17 protein-coding genes are annotated in these 18,297 nt (G+C 60.4%); 5 read left to right on the top strand and 12 right to left on the bottom strand.

Annotation, left to right across the window (positions count from 1 at the left end; translation table 11 throughout):
- Window positions 1-13 precede the first annotated feature (13 nt).
- Entirely contained in the window at window positions 14-1,654 is a 1,641-nt protein-coding gene (gene nhaB, locus F8A88_RS12570) for a sodium/proton antiporter NhaB (protein WP_151151522.1), read from the bottom strand.
- A 403-nt stretch (window positions 1,655-2,057) separates the two neighbouring features.
- On the opposite strand from nhaB, the gene F8A88_RS12565 reads away from it, so the two are divergent.
- Window positions 2,058-3,056 (top strand): glycosyltransferase, encoded by a 999-nt coding sequence (locus tag F8A88_RS12565; RefSeq protein ID WP_151151521.1) that lies wholly within the window; start codon window positions 2,058-2,060, stop codon window positions 3,054-3,056.
- A gap of 355 nt (window positions 3,057-3,411) precedes the next feature.
- Here the strand turns inward: F8A88_RS12565 and F8A88_RS12560 are convergent, their stop codons facing one another.
- Window positions 3,412-5,124: a Na+/H+ antiporter NhaC family protein gene (locus F8A88_RS12560; protein ID WP_151151520.1), complete on the bottom strand. Its 1,713-nt coding sequence runs from the start codon at window positions 5,122-5,124 to the stop codon at window positions 3,412-3,414.
- Between the two features lie 326 nt (window positions 5,125-5,450).
- On the opposite strand from F8A88_RS12560, the gene F8A88_RS12555 reads away from it, so the two are divergent.
- A complete protein-coding gene (locus F8A88_RS12555) occupies window positions 5,451-6,035 on the top strand; it encodes a peptidylprolyl isomerase (RefSeq protein ID WP_151151519.1) in 585 nt (194 codons plus the stop codon).
- Window positions 6,036-6,333: 298 nt separating this feature from the next.
- Here the strand turns inward: F8A88_RS12555 and F8A88_RS12550 are convergent, their stop codons facing one another.
- Genes F8A88_RS12550 through F8A88_RS12540 form a run of 3 tightly spaced genes read right to left on the bottom strand, consistent with a single transcriptional unit; the run spans window position 6,334 to window position 8,758 of the window.
- A complete protein-coding gene (locus F8A88_RS12550) occupies window positions 6,334-7,071 on the bottom strand; it encodes an adenosylcobinamide-GDP ribazoletransferase (protein ID WP_151151518.1) in 738 nt (245 codons plus the stop codon).
- On the bottom strand, window positions 7,068-7,880 hold the full coding sequence (locus tag F8A88_RS12545; protein ID WP_151151517.1) for an SAM hydrolase/SAM-dependent halogenase family protein: 813 nt from the start codon (window positions 7,878-7,880) through the stop codon (window positions 7,068-7,070). The genes F8A88_RS12550 and F8A88_RS12545 overlap by 4 nt, the downstream gene beginning before the upstream one ends.
- Window positions 7,880-8,758, bottom strand: a complete 879-nt coding sequence (locus F8A88_RS12540; RefSeq protein ID WP_151151516.1) for a YitT family protein — start codon at window positions 8,756-8,758, stop codon at window positions 7,880-7,882. Before F8A88_RS12540 ends, F8A88_RS12545 begins: the two co-directional genes overlap by 1 nt.
- A 194-nt stretch (window positions 8,759-8,952) precedes the next feature.
- On the opposite strand from F8A88_RS12540, the gene F8A88_RS12535 reads away from it, so the two are divergent.
- Window positions 8,953-9,465, top strand: coding sequence for a PocR ligand-binding domain-containing protein (locus F8A88_RS12535; protein ID WP_151151515.1), 513 nt, complete (start codon window positions 8,953-8,955; stop codon window positions 9,463-9,465).
- A 123-nt stretch (window positions 9,466-9,588) separates the two neighbouring features.
- On the opposite strand, the gene F8A88_RS12530 is transcribed toward F8A88_RS12535, so the two are convergent.
- The 3 genes from F8A88_RS12530 to F8A88_RS12520 all read right to left on the bottom strand — a co-directional run bounded on the left by F8A88_RS12530 (window position 9,589) and on the right by F8A88_RS12520 (window position 11,839).
- On the bottom strand, window positions 9,589-10,335 hold the full coding sequence (locus F8A88_RS12530; RefSeq protein WP_151151514.1) for a substrate-binding periplasmic protein: 747 nt from the start codon (window positions 10,333-10,335) through the stop codon (window positions 9,589-9,591).
- 166 nt (window positions 10,336-10,501) lie between these two features.
- Window positions 10,502-11,035: a hypothetical protein gene (locus F8A88_RS12525; RefSeq protein WP_151151513.1), complete on the bottom strand. Its 534-nt coding sequence runs from the start codon at window positions 11,033-11,035 to the stop codon at window positions 10,502-10,504.
- An 87-nt stretch (window positions 11,036-11,122) separates the two neighbouring features.
- Window positions 11,123-11,839, bottom strand: coding sequence for a class I SAM-dependent methyltransferase (locus F8A88_RS12520; protein ID WP_151151512.1), 717 nt, complete (start codon window positions 11,837-11,839; stop codon window positions 11,123-11,125).
- A gap of 440 nt (window positions 11,840-12,279) precedes the next feature.
- On the opposite strand from F8A88_RS12520, the gene F8A88_RS12515 reads away from it, so the two are divergent.
- Window positions 12,280-12,510 (top strand): hypothetical protein, encoded by a 231-nt coding sequence (locus tag F8A88_RS12515; RefSeq protein WP_151151511.1) that lies wholly within the window; start codon window positions 12,280-12,282, stop codon window positions 12,508-12,510.
- Window positions 12,511-12,887: 377 nt separating this feature from the next.
- Here F8A88_RS12515 and fmt read toward each other — a convergent pair whose 3' ends face one another.
- From fmt to hisS, 4 genes are all read right to left on the bottom strand, one after another.
- Window positions 12,888-13,862, bottom strand: a complete 975-nt coding sequence (fmt, locus tag F8A88_RS12510) for a methionyl-tRNA formyltransferase (RefSeq protein WP_151151510.1) — start codon at window positions 13,860-13,862, stop codon at window positions 12,888-12,890.
- Complete coding sequence (gene def, locus F8A88_RS12505) at window positions 13,862-14,356, bottom strand: peptide deformylase (RefSeq protein ID WP_151151509.1); 495 nt, start codon at window positions 14,354-14,356, stop codon at window positions 13,862-13,864. Before def ends, fmt begins: the two co-directional genes overlap by 1 nt.
- 92 nt (window positions 14,357-14,448) lie before the next feature.
- Window positions 14,449-16,272, bottom strand: a complete 1,824-nt coding sequence (aspS, locus tag F8A88_RS12500; protein WP_151151508.1) for an aspartate--tRNA ligase — start codon at window positions 16,270-16,272, stop codon at window positions 14,449-14,451.
- Between the two features lie 90 nt (window positions 16,273-16,362).
- On the bottom strand, window positions 16,363-17,604 hold the full coding sequence (gene hisS / locus F8A88_RS12495) for a histidine--tRNA ligase (protein ID WP_151151507.1): 1,242 nt from the start codon (window positions 17,602-17,604) through the stop codon (window positions 16,363-16,365).
- Window positions 17,605-18,079: 475 nt separating this feature from the next.
- On the opposite strand from hisS, the gene F8A88_RS15915 reads away from it, so the two are divergent.
- Window positions 18,080-18,297, top strand: a 218-nt coding sequence (locus tag F8A88_RS15915; RefSeq protein ID WP_206666409.1) for a hypothetical protein, incomplete at its 3' end; no start/stop codon positions are given.

Below are 18,297 nucleotides of genomic sequence, written 5' to 3'. Positions count from 1 at the left end.
GTGCCTTGTTCGGCTAGCCGCCGAAGAAGTGCAGGATCTCGTTCATGTAGTAGGTGGCGGTGAGGCCGGTGATGGACATGACGATGGTGTAGGGCAACGCCAGCATGACCATGCGCCCGTAGGACAGCCGGATGACCGGAGCCAGTGTCGAGGTCAGCAGGAACAGGAACGCGGCCTGTCCGTTGGGAGTCGCCACGCTCGGGATGTTGGTCCCGGTGTTGATGGCCACGGCCAGGTGGTCGAACTGCTTCATTTCCGTGGCAACGGTCTGCTGGATGGCTTCGGGCAGTGTGGCGATGACGTCCGCGCGAACCTGATGCGGGTCGGTCAGGGCGGCCATGAGAGCCTTGCCGTCTTGCACGCCGGGCAGTGCGGAAAGCACGTCCACGAAGTGCATCTTGGTTTCCGAGATGTACACGGTGGCCACGAACACGTTGTCCGAGATCATGGAAAGCAGGCCGTTGGCCAGATAGTAGGCTGCCAGCTGCACGTGTCCCTTGAGGCTGAGCACGTAGTGGATGACCGGGGCGAACAGGTGGTTGTCGTGGATAACCGCGACGATGGCGAAGAAGACCACCAGCAGGGCGGTGAAGGGCAGGGCCTCTTCAAACGCCTTGCCGAACTGGTGCTCTTCCACGAAGCCGTTGAAGGAACTCAGCAGCACGATGACCGAAAGGCCGATAATGCCGACCTCGGCAAGATGCAGGCCCAGCGAAACGATGAGCCAGATGGCCACGATGATCTGGGTCACGAGCTTGGCCTTGCCGGTGATGCCGCGTTTTGCTTCGTCTTGGGTGGCCTGCTCCAGCAGGATGGAACGCACGTTGCCCGGCAGAGCCGCGCCGTAGCCGAACAGGTGGAATTTTTCCAGGGAGGCGCAGGTCAACAGACCCATGATCAGCACGGGCATGGAAATGGGCGCCACCATGATGAAGAAGTCCATGAAGTGCCAGCCCATTTCATGGCCGATGAGCAGGTTCTGGGGCTCGCCCACGATGGTGCACACGCCGCCGAGCGCTGTACCCACTGCGCCGTGCATCATCAGGTTGCGCAGGTATGCGCGGAATTCCAGCAGGTCTTCGCGGCCCATTTTCACGGCTTCGTCATTGACCAGGTCGTGGGACGAGGTCATGGGCACGCCCGAGGCGTAGCGGTGGTAGACGTTGTAGAAGCCGTAGGCGACCGAGATGATGACCGCGGTGACGGTCAGGGCATCCAGAAATGCGGAAAGGAATGCACCGGAAAAACAGAAAAGCAGGGAGATCAGTATTTTGGACTGAATCTTCACCAACAGTTTGGTGAAGGTGAACTGCAGCAGGTCCTTCATGAAGTAGATGCCGGCCACCATGAAGATGAGTAGCAGGATAACCGGGAAGTTGTGCACCGCTTCATGATAGACGCTTTGCGGCGAAGTCATGCCCATGGCGATGGCCTCGATGGCCAGCAGACCGCCCGCGGGCAGCGGGTAGCATTTGAGCGCCATGGCAAGGGTGAAGATGAATTCACCGATGAGAATCCAGCCGGCAAGGAAGTGCCCGTTGGGCACCCCGAACCATACGATGGGGTTGATGATCAAGAAGGCCAGCAGGCAAAGCTTGTACCATTGCGGTGCGTTGCCCAGGAAGTTGGCCTTGAAAGCTTGGCCAAGAGTCATTCGGTCTCTCCTTTATTTGGATGTATGGGGCCGAGTCTCCAAGTATGAAGTATTGGGCCTATGTATCGGGTTTGCAGGAACGAGTCCAGAAAATTTGAAATCTCTTTCCTGTCAGAAAGCCATGGTGGGCAAGGGTTTTGCCCTTTCGGGGGCAGGGGGAGACTGAGTGGACGCTCAGGGGGCGGGTGCAGGAGTTTCCGAATCGCCCATTGACCGTCATACGGCTGTGACGCGGGGAACGTAGTTCCTTGTGTCAGCGACAGCGTACAGAACCTCCCATCCTGACAGTTGGCGCGGCGGTCCCCCACACTCACCGCCGCGCCAAACCTCTTTTCCGGCCCTGTTCTTGCCAAAGACCCATGATTGTGGTTCCCTGCCTTGAATCAGGAGACAGGAACCGACCATGAATACATATGTTTTTCTTCCTCCGGCCCGAAAGCCCACCGGCGGGATCACCGTGCTTCGCCAGATCGCGGACATCCTGCACGGGGCCGGGCGCACTGTGCACCTTGTGGCGCGTGATCCGGGCGGCTGGCGGCCCACGGGACTGGACGATGCCGCTCCCGTGCTGGAATGGGACGACCTTTCCCTGGAACCCGGCGACCTGTGGCTGGTTCCCGAGGGGTGGGTCAACGCCCTGAGCCCGGGCCTGCAGGCCAAGGCGCGCTGTGTGAGCTACGTGCAGAATTGGGCCTACCTGTTTTCCTCCCTGCCTCCGGGCGTGCAATGGCATTCCCTGCCCGTGGAGTTTTTGTCCGTGTCCGACCCGGTGGCGCGCTATGTGGCGCAGGCCACGGGGCGGCCCTCGTCCATTCTGCGGCCCGGCATCAACCGCGAAATTTTTCATGCCCCGGACATCCGTCCGTCCGGACGCGTGCGCATCGCCTACATGCCGCGCAAGAACAAGGCCCTTGCCGCGCAGATCCATTCCCTGCTGGAACACCGCATGGGCGCGAACCGCGTGCAATGGCTGGAAATACAGGGCATGGATGCGTTCGGTGTGGCCGAAGCCCTGCGCTCCTCGCACATCTTTCTCATGACCGGATTCCCGGAAGGATGCCCTCTGCCCCCGCTGGAGGCCATGGCCTGCGGCTGCCTGCCCGTGGGGTTTTCCGGGTACGGCGGCTGGGACTACATGCGGCAGGCCGAGGACGAGCCACGGTTTGTGCCGTGGTGGCCCCTGCGCGAAGTGGACTGGGGCGGCAACGGACTGTGGTGCGCGGACGGGGACGTGCTGGACGCGGCCCTGTGTCTGGAAACCGCCGTGAACTGGTTCGAAAACGGCGACGTAATTCTGCAATCCGTGCTGGATGCCGGGCAGCGCACGGCGGACGCCTATGATCTTGCGGCGCAGCGGGCAAACGTGCTGGCCATCTGGAAGGAAATGGCTGGCTGCCGATAAAGGCCCGATTGCTGCGTCACTGCAAAAGGATCAAATCCTCGCGTACGTTATGTACGCGTCGTCCTTGCTCCTTTTTTGTTCCTTGCCCTCGCACCTTTCTTGGCAGCCAGCGGATTTGTCGGGGCGAGTAATCCGTTTTTTCGCGTACCCGTGCGGTGTTTCGAGGCGATAAAGGCCGATTGCTGCGTTACAGCAAAAGGGTCAAATTTTCGCGTAGGTTATAAACGCGCCATATGTATTCGTTTGGCAGCCTGTGGGGCAGAGCCTTTTGATTTGTCTCTTGGGGTCCTGAAACAACGAATCCCGGCCGCGCAGTGCGCGGCCGGGATTTTTCATTGCGGTCTGTTCTGAAGGGCTATTCCGGGACGCGTTTGCCCAGCAAGCGCACGGCCACGGCCACGGCCACCAGACCGAGCGGCAGGACCAGCAGAACGGGCATGCCCAGTCCCGCAGGCAGGTAGCCGAACAGGATGGAGATGGTCGCCACGGTCACGGCGTAGGCCAGCTGGGTCTTGACGTGGTCGATGTGGTCGCAGGCCGAACCCATGGAGGACAGGATGGTGGTGTCCGAGATGGGCGAGCAGTGGTCGCCGAAGATGGCGCCGGTGAGCACCGCGCCCACGTTCATGATCACGTAGGAGGCGTCCGGGTTCAGGGCGTGCGCCAGCGGGATGGCCAGCGGCATGAGGATGCCCATGGTGCCGTAGGACGTACCCGTGGCGAACGAGATGATGGAGCCGAGGATGAAGATGATGCTCGGCAGCAGGAACACGGGCAGTGCGTCGGAAAGCACGTTCACCAGGTAAGTGGCCGTGCCCAGCTCCTTGATGACCCCGGACAGGGACCATGCCAGCAGCAGGATCACCGCGGTGATGTTCATGGACTTGATGCCCGTGACCCATGTTTCAATGGCGTCCTTGATGGGCAGGATTTTCTGGAACACGGCCATTCCCATGGCCACGATGCCCGCGATGAGGGCGGCCTGGAACAGCACCACCGAGGCATCGGAAGCGCCGAAGGCCTCGCGCATGGCCGTAAAGGACATGGGGGAATCGTTCAGCAGGGAGATGAGTGCGCCATCGTCGCCGCCCATGATGGCGTTGTAGCCGTTGAAATAGAAACCCAGGAACGCGGCCACGATCAGCGTGCCGATGGGGATGATGGCGTTCCAGATGCTCAGCTTGACCGAGGCGTCCGGCTCCAGCCCGGTGGCTTCGTCCGAGGCCATGGGCTTGGCGTTGTCGTCCAGCACCTTGCCGGTGGTGCGGGTGCGCATTTCAGCTTTGTGCATGGGGCCGAATTCGCGCAGCATCCAGATGGTGCAGAGGATGAAGAACAGGATCAGGATGTTGTAGAAGCGGTAGGGAATGGTTTCCACAAACACGCCGTAGGCGTTGGTGGAAATGCCGATGGCTTCGTAGCCGTCGCGGATCAGGCCCACTTCATAGGCCACCCATGTGGAGATGAGTGCGATGCCTGCAATGGGCGCGGCCGTGGCGTCGATGACAAAGGCCAGCTTTTCGCGGGAGACCTTCATCTTGTCCGTGACCGGACGCATGATCGGGCCAACGGTCAGGGAGTTGGCGTAATCGTCGAAAAAGATGAGCAGGCCCATGAGCCAGGTCACGAACTGGGAGCTGCGCGGGGTGCGTGCGCGCTTGGCCAGCGCATCGGCAATGGCCTTGGCGCCGCCCATCTTGGACACCAGCGCGATGAGTCCGCCGATGGCCAGACACTGCAGCACGATGCCCGCGTTCCACGAGTCGGCCAGCGAGGCCAGGATTTCATTGGAAAGGCGAAGGAAACCGCCCACAAAACCGTTGTAAATCCCCGCCATCTGATATTCCAGCATGAAGCAGCCGGAAAAGACGCCCAGGAAAAGCGACAGCACAACGTTCTTGGTCAAAAAGGCCAGCACAATGGCCACCACGGGCGGAATCAGCGTGAGCAGACCGAATACCTCGGCGTTTGCCGCTCCCTTGCTGGAATCCGCGGCCAGCGCCGGGCAGGCCATGGCAATGACGGCCATGACCACCATGAACGATAGAGCGATTCTTCGTTGAATCATGAAATATAACCCCCCACGTTTGAACATTGAATCATTTGCATCCGTGCGGATGCGCCTCCCTCTTGTTGTGCGGCGAAAAAAAAATTCCACAGCGAAGCCGTTGCCGTGCGCTTGCGGCAGCGCGGACACCGGAATGGCTTTCTCTTCGGATTTTTTAATGAAGTGCATCAAAAAATCAAATACACGAGAATAAAAGAATCTTTTTTACGATAACGCGAAGGACGGTGTAAAACATCCGTTTGTGGTCGTCAAGGTGCCGGGAATTGCGGATTGGAGCGGTATTCCGTATAGTTCGCGGGTTCTTTCACCAAAAACAAGGAAACAGCATGCGATACTTCAAGGTTTTGTGCGCCGTGTTGGCGTTGATGACGGCATTGTGGGCTTTGCCCGTTCAGGCGGGTCCTGCCCCCGTCGTGGTCATCGAAACCAGCATGGGCAAGGTCATCCTGATGCTCGATGAACGCAATGCGCCGGAGACCGTGAAGAATTTTCTGCGTTACGTGGACGAGGGCTTCTATGACGGGACCATTTTTCACCGGGTCATCGATTCCGCGGACATGGCTATCGTGCAGGGCGGCGGCTTTGCCTACCCCATGAAGCGCAAGCGCACCTATATGCCCATCAAGAACGAGGCCATGAACACCCAGAGCAACGACGCGGGCACGGTGGCCATGGCCCGGTCTTCGGACCCGGATTCGGCCACCTGCCAGTTCTTTTTCAATGTTCAGGACAACCCGGTCTTCAATTATCAGGGTCCGTCCAATCCCGGCTATGCCGTGTTCGGCAAGGTCATCCGCGGCATGAACGTGGTCAAGGAGATCGTCAAGGTCAAGACCGGCCGCAAGGGACTGTTCGATGACGTGCCCAGGGAGCCCGTGTTCATCAAGAAAGCCTACCGCATGCACGGGTAGTCATATTTACCGGGAAAAGGATGTTGGGGAGGGGGCTTTGAAAAGCCCCCTCCCCAACCCCCACCCCGCAAACGTTTTGGCGAGCGGCCCGGTCAGCGATGCTGACCGGGCCTCTGGTCTTTGGTGTGGGGATGGTTGGGGAAAGACATGAACAAGTAGTAAAAGCCTAAAAAGCTGAAAGAGTGAAATGCGATCAGGGGATTTTTGTTTATCGGCTCCTGTCCCGCCTTCGCAGAACGCGGGATAGATCAGGGAGGCAAGGGACGTGTCCCTTGGCCGCCGGAGGCGTTTTTTGCCCTCACGGCAAGGCCACGGCGGCCAGCGCGGCGCATAGCTCGGCGAGCACGGTGGCTGCGCCCAGGAAATCGCCGTTGGCGCCCTCGACCGTGCGGGCAAGGGAATGCAGGGAAAAGAGCACGCAGCCGAGCAGGGCAAAGGCCAGCAGCAGGGCCAGCGGCGGCATTCCGAGCAGCCCCAGAACGATCGTCAGCACAAGGGCGGCTGTCGTGCCCGTGAAGGTGGCTCCCTGCATGAGCAGGCTGCCCATGCCGGGGCGCGCGATGTCGCGGGCCATGTACGCGAAGGCCACGGACCCGAACCGGCCGAAAACGAACACGAAGGCCAGCGCGGCAAAGGCCTGTGCCTGCAACAGGGCGTGGAACAGCACCATCTGCCCGGCCATAAGCCCGACCAGCGCCAGCACGCCGAACGCGCCGCAGCGGCTGTCCTTGACCACCTCCCAGAACCGCTCGGGCCCGGCGTGGGTGGTCACGGCGTCGAAAATGTCGGCCAGCCCGTCATGGTGCAGCCCGCGTGTGAGCCACGCGCCCAGCATGACCACCAGCCATGCCTGCACCCACGGATGCCCGGCCAGCAGGCCCAGCTTCCACGGTGCGGCCAGCACCAGCCCGAGGATCAGCCCCACCAGCGGCATCAGGGGCATGGACGCGAAGAGTTCGTTGTCCGGCACCACCCGGGCCGGGGCCAGCCGGGTCATGAAACCCAGCGTGTTCAGGAAATTGCGGATCATGTTCATGGCGTCCACTCCAGTTCCAGTTCGTCGCCGATGGCCAGCCCGAAATCGCGGGCGGCCGAGCCCCGGTTCACGGCCACTTCAAAGAATCCCTGACTGCCTTCCAGCAGTCCGGGCGTGCCCTGCGGCAGTTCCGAATAGGTGTTCACGGCCCGCAGTTCCCGGCCCAGCGGGGTGCGCAGCCGCAACCCTTCCAGCGGTCCCAGTTCGCCCACGCGCAGATTGAGCACGCAGTTGCCGAAATGGTCCACATGCAAGACGTGCACGCGTGCGCAGCCCCGGCCAACGTCCGCATGGGACCATGCGGGCCGCACAAGGTCGCTGACCGGTATCTGCGGGCCCATGTTTTCCGGGCCGCCGCCGCAGGCCAGCCATGCGGCCACCGGCGAGAAGACGTCGCGGCCGTGGAAGGTATGCGAAACCTCGGCCACCGCGTTTTCCGCGCTGCTCAGGTCATAGGCGCACACGTCGCCGTACTCGGCCACCAGTCCCAGCAGTCCGTTGTCCGGCGCCACGAAGAGCTGTTCGTCGCGCCGCAGCACGATGATGCGCCGGTTTGATCCCACACCCGGGTCCACCACGGCCAGCAGCACTGCGTCCCGAGTGAAATGGGGCGCGGACGAGGCCAGGAAAAATGCGCCCTGCGTGATGTTGAACGGCTGCACCCCGTGGCTGATGTCCACCACCCGGCTGCCCGGGGCCAGCCGTGAGAGCACGGCGTGCATCTGCCCCACATAGGGGTCGGAAAGTCCGAAATCCGAGATCAGCCCGATGGCACGGGAAGCCGCGCCCTTTTTGCGCACGGAGAGCATCAGTACACCTTCCTTGACGAAAAGCCCCGGCCCAGAACGCGGAAACCGGAACCCATGATGGTGAACGCGTCCGGGTCCACCTCGTAGACGGCCTCTTCCAGCTGTTTGAGCTGCATGCTGGTGACCATGGTCATGACCACCTGCTTGTCTTTTCCGGTGTAACCGCCCTTGCCGTCCAGAATGGTGGCCCCGCGGTCCAGGCGGTCGAAAATGGCCTGGATGATGCGTTGCGGATGTTCGGAAATGATGATGGCCATTTCCCGTTCGCCGAACATGTTCATGATGTGGTCGATGGCCACGGCCGTCACAAAGGTCATGGCGATGGAATAGAGCATGATGGACGGGTCCAGCCATGCGAACCCCGCAAGGAATATGGTCACGTTGAACCAGAATTCGAAGGTGCCCATGGACATGTTCAGCTTTTCCTTGCACATGACCGCCAGAATGTCCGAGCCGCCCGTGGAGCCGAGCGTGCGCAGGGTCAGACCGGCGCCCACGCCCAGAATGCTGCCGCAGGCCAGCACGGCCAGCCATACGTCCTTGATGGGCATGGTGTAGGTGATCATGTCCAGAAACAGCGCGGAGACGACCATGCCGTACAGGCTGTAGAAAAAGAAGCGGCGGCTGATGAATACCCAGCCCATGATGAACACGGGCACGTTGAGCGCGAAATACCATTGGCCGGGGGTGAGGCCGCCCGCGATATAGTACACGAGCAGGGCCAGCCCGCTCATGCCGCCGGTGAGCAGTCCGTGGGGCACGGCAATGGCCTTGACCGAAAAGGCGATCAGCCACGAACCGACCGTGAGCAGAAAGATGTTCCACGGGATGCCGAAGGTGATTTTGCGAAAGCGTTCCTCAAAAGCGGGGCTGAACATTGCGATTATTCCTCCAGGCTGGAATCTAGCCGGGAAAAACGGATTTGGAAACCCCTGCGTCATTGTTTTTCCGAATCATATCAGGGTATTTTTCCAATGATGAATTTTCCCATCTCATTGGTTGGATTGGAAAAACGACAATTCCCCTCTTGCCTGTATCGTTTTATGAGCGTAGCCTTGAGCGGAAAAATTCAATGAGAGAGGACATTGCCATGAACATGCTTGACGTGGCTCCCATGGAAACATGGAAGCAACTGGAAAAGGAAATCGGGGAAAATTTCAGCATCAACCCGGGCGTGTACGACACCGAGCACAAGCGGGTCACGGACGGGGCCGACTGGTGCAACAAGCTCTGTCCGGCGCTGCGCTCTTCCGCCAAGGGCATTGGTGCGGTCTGCGCCGTTGCCGGGCAGAATTTTGCCGCAGCGTTGAAAAAGGACCTCAAGCCGCGGGCCGACGAATGTGATGCCGGGCTGGTCAAGGTCGTGGTGCCGGTCATCAAGGATGGCGAACTCGTGGGCGCGGCCGGAGGCTGCGGCTGCATCGCACCCGAGGGCGAAGTGGACTGTTTCTTCCTGCACAAGGTCATGGACGTTTCCGAAGAGGAAGTGGGCGAACTGGCTGCGTCCGTTCCGGTGGTCACGCGCGAAGACGTGGACCGTCTGGTGGCTTTCGTGGAAAAGAAAATAGCCGAAATCGTGGGTTAGATTGGCGGACTCCGTTTCGGATTCTTGGGCGTTTTTCATGAAACCGCCGGGATTGCAATGCAGTCCCGGCGGTTTTTTTGTGTGCGGTTGGCGACCTGTGCCTGCCGATGCCGGAGGCTTATGCTACCGGTTTTTCGGGAAAGGATAGGGCGGGGTCATGTCTGCCCTTCGGCCGTACAGACGCGCCATGGTTCCGTCCTTGATCATGTCTTCCAGAGCCTTGTTGACCCTTTCGGCCTGTTCAGAGCTGTACGAAGAGATGTTGATGGCGTGGTACAGGTAGGACGTCGCCAGAGGTTCGGACTCGGCGTAGTCGTGGATGTTCGATTCGGCCAGAAATATGCGCGCGGTAGTCCGGCTGAGAAGAATCGCGTCCACCCGACCGTCTTGCAGCATGGAGACAAGGTTTTTCATGGTGTTGGTCACATGCCGTTTTGCCATGAGTTCTTCGGTCAGCCGGGCGGTCAGGTACTGACCCCGGATGATGCCGACCGTGTATTTTTCGAGATCCCGGCGGCGGGTGATGGAAACGGCCGGGTTGAGGGAAAACGCGGCCACGGCCACTTTGAGTATGGGGGACGGCAGGGTTTTGAGCTTGTGAAAGTCCGAAAGAGCCTCTTGGGAACAGACGGCCACGGCATTGGCACTGCCGTTGTCCGCGGAATGCAGTGCGCGGAGCCGGGGCATGTACTGGAAACGCACGGCGTAACCGGCACGGGCGTAGGCCTCGGTGAGCATGTTCTCCAGTTCCGGAGCCGAGCATTTCGACTCGAAGGGACACGATATGGCGATGGTGAACGCGTCATCGCCATGCGCGTCGAGGGGAGTGAACACCGTCAAAAGGAGGATCATCCACAATAGTTTATTCATGAATTACAACACTCCAGATTCCGGATTGCCGAAAAAAACGGTTTGCGCGCTGTTCGGTTGCAAACGCTTGCACGCGCCACGCCCGTGAGGGCGCAGCAAAGCATTGAAGCGGCAGGTTGCGGCTGTCGGCATACGCAAAATCGGTAGCGTTCGACCCGGAAGATCCTTATTTTTTCCCCTTTCCTTTCCCCTTTCCCTTGCTGCCGCCATTATTGCCTTTGGCCTTCTTGTTTTTTGGGGCGGCCTTGGTTTTGGTCTTTACGGCCTTTGCGTTGCCTATGCCGAGGGCCGAGGGGTGAACGCCCAAATCCCGGGCCATGCGGCCCCAGCCCATGCCTGATTGACGCATGGCCTGCACTTCGGCCTCGCTTTTTCCGGATTCCCGGGCGAGAGCCTGCACCCGCTGGTTTTCAAGGTCCTGGTTTGCGTCCTGCAGCGAGCTTTGGGCTTCCGTGCGGGCCTGCTCCATGGTCACCTGCTGGTTTCTGCTTCGGATTTTTTCTGCGATGGCTTCCGGGATCTGTCCGTTTTGAACGGCCTGATAGTCCTGCTGGGCCTGATGGTACATGTCCATGGCGCGCTGGATGTTGTCGAGCGTTCCGGCTCCGTCTGTCTGGGCCATTGCGGCGCCATGGGAAAGCAATACGGCGATGCCCGCAAGAATCGTGAAAGCTACGAAGGAAACGATGTGTTTTGCCATGGATGAAACCTCCTGCTGGCTGTTGGTGTCCCGAACGGGAAAGTATGTCGTTAGTCTAGCCGGCGAGAAGTTTGTCGGCCATTAGAATCAGCCCAGTTCCGGTTCGGTGCGCCAGGCAAAGAGGGGGGTGAGCGGCTTGCCACTCTGAAAGTCCACGCGCATGGCAGAAAACGCGCCCAGCCACGGCGGATAGAAGCGGGAGTTGACCTGCTTCCAGAAAAACGAGTTTTTCCATGTCGGCAACGGCCCGGGCAACACGGAACCCGCCATGACCGGATGGAACCCGCTGGCCCGCCAGACCTTGTGGCGCAGGCGCATCCATGAAAACATGTTGGCCCGGCTCATGGTGCCGCCGCTGTTGCGCACGTTGCGCCAATAGTAGAGCGACTGGCGGTTCAGGAACCCCACCAGCAGACCCTTTTCCGCCACGCGGCAGGCCTCGGCCAGCATCGCATCCGCATCGTCGCAAAATTCCAGAACGCTCCACAGGAACACGTAGTCGAAGCTGTCGTCGTCAAAGGGCAGTAGCGTGCCGTCCGCCTGATGCAGGGTCGCCCGGCTGCCGAACCGTTTTCTGGCCGCGTCGATCATGCTCGGGCTTTTGTCCACGCCCGTGACGTCAAAGCCCATCTGCCACAGCATTTCCAGAAACAGTCCGGTGCCGCAGCCGATTTCCAGCAGCGTGGAGCAGCGGCTGGGCCAACCGGCCGCAAGAGACTGCAACAGATGCGCTTCGCGTTCCAGCGCAAACCTGCCTTCATCCGTGTCGAACCACGATTCGTATCGTTCCGCGTCCCAGGCCATTGATTTTCGATCCTTTGTCCTTTCTGGTCCGAGTCTAGCCAACCACGGCTCTTGGCGCAACGGAAAGAGCAAAGCTTTCGCCGTCGCCTCCTCGCTGGAGGCTCGCCGCAGCGACCCGCAGTCATGCGATGATTCGGGGGGGTGTGCAGAAGAGTGCAGTTTTATGCTGTTTTTCTGTGCATTGTTTTTCACATGCATTCAGGTGTTTATAGGTCCTGCACGCAACTGTTAAGACGTATTCATTTAAAATACTTGAATAATCAAATTGTGTCACGGTTGTTGCTTTGTGGGGGCCATCGTCCGGCTTTGCTGTGGACGAGGAGAGGGCCTGTTCGCCGTCCCCACCGGGCGAAGGCCCGTCCGCCAGCCAAAGCCGTGTGTCCTCAAGGACCGGCCGTATGGCCGAAACATGAACCTGAAAAACTGCACGAGGTAACAAAATGAAAACGTTCAAGACCATTGGTATGTTCTGCATGGCCCTTCTTCTGGCAACCGCCATCATGGCACCGCTCGCCAACGCTGACGACCAGCAGGCCAAGCAGGAAGAAATCACGGCCGCTTGTGAAGCCCAGTGCTCCGGCGATGCCGAGTGCGTGAAGGCATGCGTCGAACAGATGCAGGCTCAGGACAAGGCCGCTGCCGACAGCAAGGAAGGTGAAGAAAAGAAATAGCACACTGAACCAACGGGCTTCGGCCCGGACCGGTTGGAAGGCTGTAGCTTCAGGGGACGGTATCGGGCCGTCCCCTTTTTTTTTGTATGCGGGAAGAGATGATTGATGCCGCCTTCGGCGGTTTTCAACGACAGGATTTCGCCTCCGGTGGGCAAGGGACACGTCCCTTGCATCTCTGGGGGTGTTTCGCATTCTGCGAATGCGAAACGGGGAGTGAAACAAAAGGCAGAATTATTTCTGTTTTTATAACCCGCACCAAAGACCAGCGGCCCGGTCAGCATCGCCGACCGGGCCGCTCGCCAAAAAGTTTGCGTGGTGGGGGTTGGGGAGGGGGGCTTTGAAAAGCCCCCCTCCCCAACTTCTTTCCCGAAAAATGCCTAGGCCGGGCAGTCCTTCATGTAGCCGCAGGCAAAGGCTTCGGCGCTCATGGCCTTTTTGCCCTGCGGTTTGACTTCCGGGGTCAGGTAGATTTTGTCCGCGGTGGTGATGGCCAGCATGTCGTCCATGCGGCCGATCACGGTTCCGGGGGCGATGGCTCCGGAATCCTGATCGCTGATACGGCCGGGCGTGACGTTCAGGCGCAGGGGCTTGCCCTCGGGCCGCTCCCAATCGAAGAACGCGCCGGGCCACGGATACATGGCCCTGATCTGGTTGTGGATGTCCTGAGCCGGACGGTCCCAGTTGATGAGCCCTTCCTGCTTGGTCAGCTTGGCCGCATAGGTGGACAACGTGTCGTCCTGCTTTTTGAGCTCGTAGTCGTTGCGCCGCAGGCGGGCGAGCGCTTCCACGATGCACACGCCGCCCAGCGAGGCCAGCTCGTCGTGAATCTGTCCGGCGTGGTCGTCGTGGCCGATGCGCAGTGCGCGGGCCACCATGACCGGCCCGGTGTCCAGCCCGGCCTCCATCTTCATGATGCTGATGCCGGTGACCACGTCGCCGTTTTCAATGCTGCGCTGGATGGGCGCGGCCCCGCGGTACTTGGGCAACAGCGAGGCGTGCACGTTCAGGGGCATGTGTTTGGGGATGTCCAGCACGGACTGCGGCAGGATCAGGCCGTAGGCCGCCACCACGAGCACGTCCGGCGAGAGCGCCGCCAATTCGGCAACGGCCTCGTCGCTCTTGAAATTCTCGGGCTGGTACACGTCCAGTCCCTGCTCAAGGGCCAGCTTCTTGACCGGGGACGGCTTGCACTGGCGGCCGCGTCCGCAGGGCCTGTCCGGCTGGGTGTAGACCCCGATGACCTCGCATTCGTCCGAGCCGATGAGCGCGGCAAGGCTCTGGGCAGCAAAGTCCGGGGTGCCCATGAACACCACGCGCAACGGCGCGCCGAGAGTTGCGTCCTGTGCGGCCATTACGCCCACCTCGCGGCTTTCTTGCGATACATGGTCCGCTTCAGGCGGCTGGCGCGGTCCACGACGGTCACGCCGTTGAGGTGGTCGGTTTCGTGTTGCAGGATGATGGCCAGATAGCCTTCGGCGTCAAAGCAGACTTCCTTGCCCTCTCGGTCCATGGCCTTGACCTTGAGCTTTTCGAAGCGCTTGACCTTGCCCGTGAATTCCGGGCAGCTCAGGCAGCCTTCTTCGGAATCCACGGACCCTTCGCATTCGGAAAGCTCGGGGTTGATGAGCACCATGAGGTCGGAGCGTTCCTTGGGGCCGCTCTGGTCCACGCAGATCAGGCGAATGCTTTCACCCACCTGCGGGGCGGCCAGTCCAACGCCGTCGTCCTCGTACATGGTCTCGATCATGTTTTCGATCAGCTCCTCGATCTCGGGAGTGATCTCCTTCACGGTCTTGGCTTTTGCGGCCAGCACCGGTTCCGGCCATCTGCATATATCCAGCTTCATCTCGAATGCCTCCCGGCTCGGCCTTCAGGCGCAGGCCGCTTGAAATCGGGTTCCGGGGAAAACGTTTTGCAAACCGTTTCCCCGGTGTATGATTATTCCTGTACTTTTTCTCTCAGGCGGATGCCCAGCTCGCGCAACTGCTTGCTGGCCACTTCGCCGGGCGCTTCGGTCATGAGGCAGGTCGCCTTCTGGGTCTTGGGGAAGGCGATGACCTCGCGGATGGACTTGGCGCCGCACAATATCATGATAAGCCTGTCCAGACCAAAGGCAATACCCCCGTGCGGCGGCGCGCCGAAGCGCAGGGCGTCCATGAGGAACCCGAATTTTTCGCGGGCTTCCTCTTCGCCGATGCCCAGGGCCTTGAACATGATTTCCTGCTGTTCGGGCGTGTGGATGCGGATGGAGCCGCCGCCCACCTCAAAGCCGTTGAGCACGAGGTCGTAGGCGCGGGCAATGGCGTTGCCCGGTTCGGATTCCAGCACGTCCATCTGCTCGGGCCGTGCCGAGGTAAAGGGATGGTGCCGCGCCACATGGCGTTTTTCGTCGGCGTCCCATTCCAGTAGCGGGAAGTCCGTGATCCACAGAGGCGCGAACGCGGATTCGTCGATGAGGCCGAGGCGTTCGCCCAGCTTGCAGCGCAGGTTGCCCAGCGCGGCGTTGGCGATGTCCGCCTGCCCGGCCTGGAAAAAGAGGATGTCGCCGGGCTGTGCTCCGGTGCGTTCGGCCAGTGCGGCGCGCTCGTCGTCCGAGAAGAACTTGACGATGGGGGACTGCCATTCGCCGTCCTCCTTGACCTTGATCCACGCCAGCCCCTTGGAACCGTAGATTTCAACGAACTTGGTGTATTCGTCGATTTCCTTGCGGGAAAGCTCTGCACCGCCGGGCACGCGCATGACCTTGACCAGCTCGGCGCTGGCAAAGACCTTGAATCCGCCGCCCGTGAAGATGTCGGTCACTTCCTGCAGCTTGAGGTCGAAACGCACGTCCGGCTTGTCCACGCCGTAGTCCCGCATGGCGTCCGCATAGGTCATGCGCGGGAACGGGGTGGGCAGTTCCTTGCCCAGCGTGTTTTTGAAGACGCTGGTTACCAGCCCTTCGGCCATGTCCTGCACCATCTGCTCGTTCACGAAGCTCATCTCGATGTCGATCTGGGTGAACTCGGGCTGGCGGTCGGCGCGCAGGTCCTCGTCGCGGAAGCATTTCACGATCTGGTAGTAGCGGTCCATGCCCGAGACCATGAGCATCTGCTTGAACAGCTGCGGGGACTGGGGCAGGGCGTAGAACTGGCCCTGGTTCACGCGGCTGGGCACCAGAAAGTCGCGCGCGCCTTCCGGGGTGGACTTGGTCAGCACCGGGGTTTCCACTTCAAGGAATCCGATGTCGTCCAGATAGCGGCGCACGGCCTGTGCGGCCTTGTGGCGCAGCTTGAAATTCTTGGCAAGGTTCGGGCGGCGCAGGTCCAGAAAACGGTACTTGAGGCGCAGGTTTTCGCCGGCTTCCACGCGGTCCTCGATGGTGAACGGCGGGGTGTCCGAGGTGTTGAGCAGCTTGTATTCCTCGACCACCACCTCGATCTCGCCGGTGACCAGCCCGGCATTGGCCATGCCTTCGGGCCGGGGGCGTACCGTGCCCTTGATGGCCAGCACGTATTCCGTGCGCAGGGCGTGCGCGCGTTCATGCGCATCGCCGTCCTGTTCCGGGCTGAAGACCACCTGGGTCAGGCCCTCGCGGTCGCGCAGGTCGATGAAGATCAGGCCGCCGTGGTCACGCCGGAACTGCACCCAGCCCATGAGGGTGACCGACTCGCCGATATTGGCCGCCGTGAGCTCATTGTTGTGGTGGCTGCGCTGCCAGCCGCCAAGGTCTTCAATGACTCGGTATTCGTCGTAGTCGCGTTCATCCTGATGTTCCGACATGGTCACTCCTTTTATGCCTCGTGATTCGTGGTATGCGTGTCGCAAGCGCGGCGTTCTGATTGTCGCCGGACCGGTACGCCGGTGCACTTGCTAGAGGCTATTGATGTATTCTTGTTGGCTCGTGGTGTATTGTTCGGCGTCCCCGGCCATGTCCTTGACCGTGACCGCCCTGTTTTCGAATTCGTCCTGTCCGATGATCAGGCAGGTGGCGGCATTGCTCTTGTTGGCCGCGCGCATGCGGCTCTTCATGGAACCGCCCGCATAGCTGACCTCGCCGCGCAGGCCTTTGTCGCGCAGTTGCTGGGCAAAGAGCATGGCCTGATTGGCCGCGTTCTTGTCCACCACCGCGAGGTAGAAATCCGGGGCCTGCTGTTCGAGCTCGCCCAGCAGCAGGGCAAGGCGCTCCATGCCGCAGGCAAAGCCCGTGCCCGGACAGTCCGGTCCGCCGAGGTTGCGCACCAGCCCGTCATAGCGGCCGCCGCCCGCAACCGCGGTCTGGGAGCCGATGTCGTTGCTGACCACCTCGAAGGTGGTGCGCACGTAATAGTCCAATCCGCGGACAAGGCGCGGGTTCAGCTCATAGGCCACGCCCGCTCCGTCCAGAATGGCGCGCACGTCCGCAAAGTGTTCCCGGCATTCCCCGCACAGGTGGTCGCCGATGCTCGGGGCGTCCTTGACCAGCTCCTTGCAGGCCGGAACCTTGCAGTCCAGCACGCGCATGGGATTGGTGTCCATGCGTCGACGGCAGTCTTCGCAGAATTCCTCCCTGTTCTTGGAGTGGTAGTAGTCCACGAGGGCCTGCCGGTAGGCCGGGCGGCATTCGTGGCAGCCCAGCGAATTCAGCTCGATGCTCAGCTTGGAAAGCCCGATGGCGTTCAGAAACGTCTTGAGCATGAGGATGAGTTCCGCGTCCGCCGCAGCCTCGGGCGCACCGAAAATTTCCACGTCCAGCTGGTGGAACTGGCGCAAACGGCCCTTTTGCGGCCGCTCGTAGCGGAACATGGGGCCGGTGGCGAAATACTTGCTGATCCTGCCGGGCTGGTGTTCCTTGGACTCGATGAAGGCGCGTACCATGCCTGCCGTGGCCTCGGGGCGCATGGTCAGGGAGCGGCCCTTGCGGTCCGGGAAGGTGTACATTTCCTTGCCCACCACGTCCGTGTCCTCGCCGATGGATTTGGCAAAGAGTTCGGTCTTTTCCAGCACGGGCAGGCGCAATTCGCCGAATCCGTAGCGTCCGAAGACCTCGCGGGCCGTATTTTCCAGAAAGGTGAACACTCCCGCATCCTTGGGGAACATGTCCGCAAAACCTTTGATCTTTTGAATCTTCGCCATTATTTCATCCAGTACATATAAAGATTGCGCCGTGGGAAACGAATTTGGTTATTCCATCCGGGTGCGATTGTCAAAGGGCAAGGGGCGCGGAAGGGGCACGATAGCGGGGTTGCGGCGGAGTTTGTGCGTTGCGTTTACGCGCAGAGGGTAAGTTTTTTCATAGTTTGTTTATGAGGCGGTTGCACTGACGCGCAGTCGGACAAAGCCGTAACTTTTTTGCTTGAGGGGTCTCGCCCCCTCGGGCGATTTTCTTTTTTAAGGATAAATAAGGAGGCAAAAAATTCTTTTTACCCGTCGCCACTGAAAGCCCTCGCCGCAACCCGCTGCAATCGCCTGCGGGCCGTCATACAGTCGCTGCGAGTACGTGCCCTTACCCTGTGCGACAGCATAACGCGTTTACTCGTTCTGCTGACTCGTCTTCTTTTCGTCAGTTAATTGGTCGCTTTCCCCCGAACCTCGCTTAAACGAACGGAGGATGGCTCAATTTTACAGGCTGTTGAGGGTCAAGCGCAGCTTTTTGCCTTCTTTTTCTCTGCGCCAGCAGAAAAAGAAGGTCGCCCTAGAGGGCGAAACCTTCAATAAAGATGCTTTTGCGGTGTGTTATTGTGCATCAGCACAACAACGAAATGGACAAGCCTTTCGGTCTTTGGGTTGCGCTGACGCGCAGTCGGACAGCGACACATTGCACCAAGC

The sequence above is a fragment of the Pseudodesulfovibrio senegalensis genome, assembly GCF_008830225.1.
Classification (GTDB): domain Bacteria; phylum Desulfobacterota; class Desulfovibrionia; order Desulfovibrionales; family Desulfovibrionaceae; genus Pseudodesulfovibrio; species Pseudodesulfovibrio senegalensis.
This window is presented reverse-complemented; position numbering and strand designations above follow the sequence as displayed.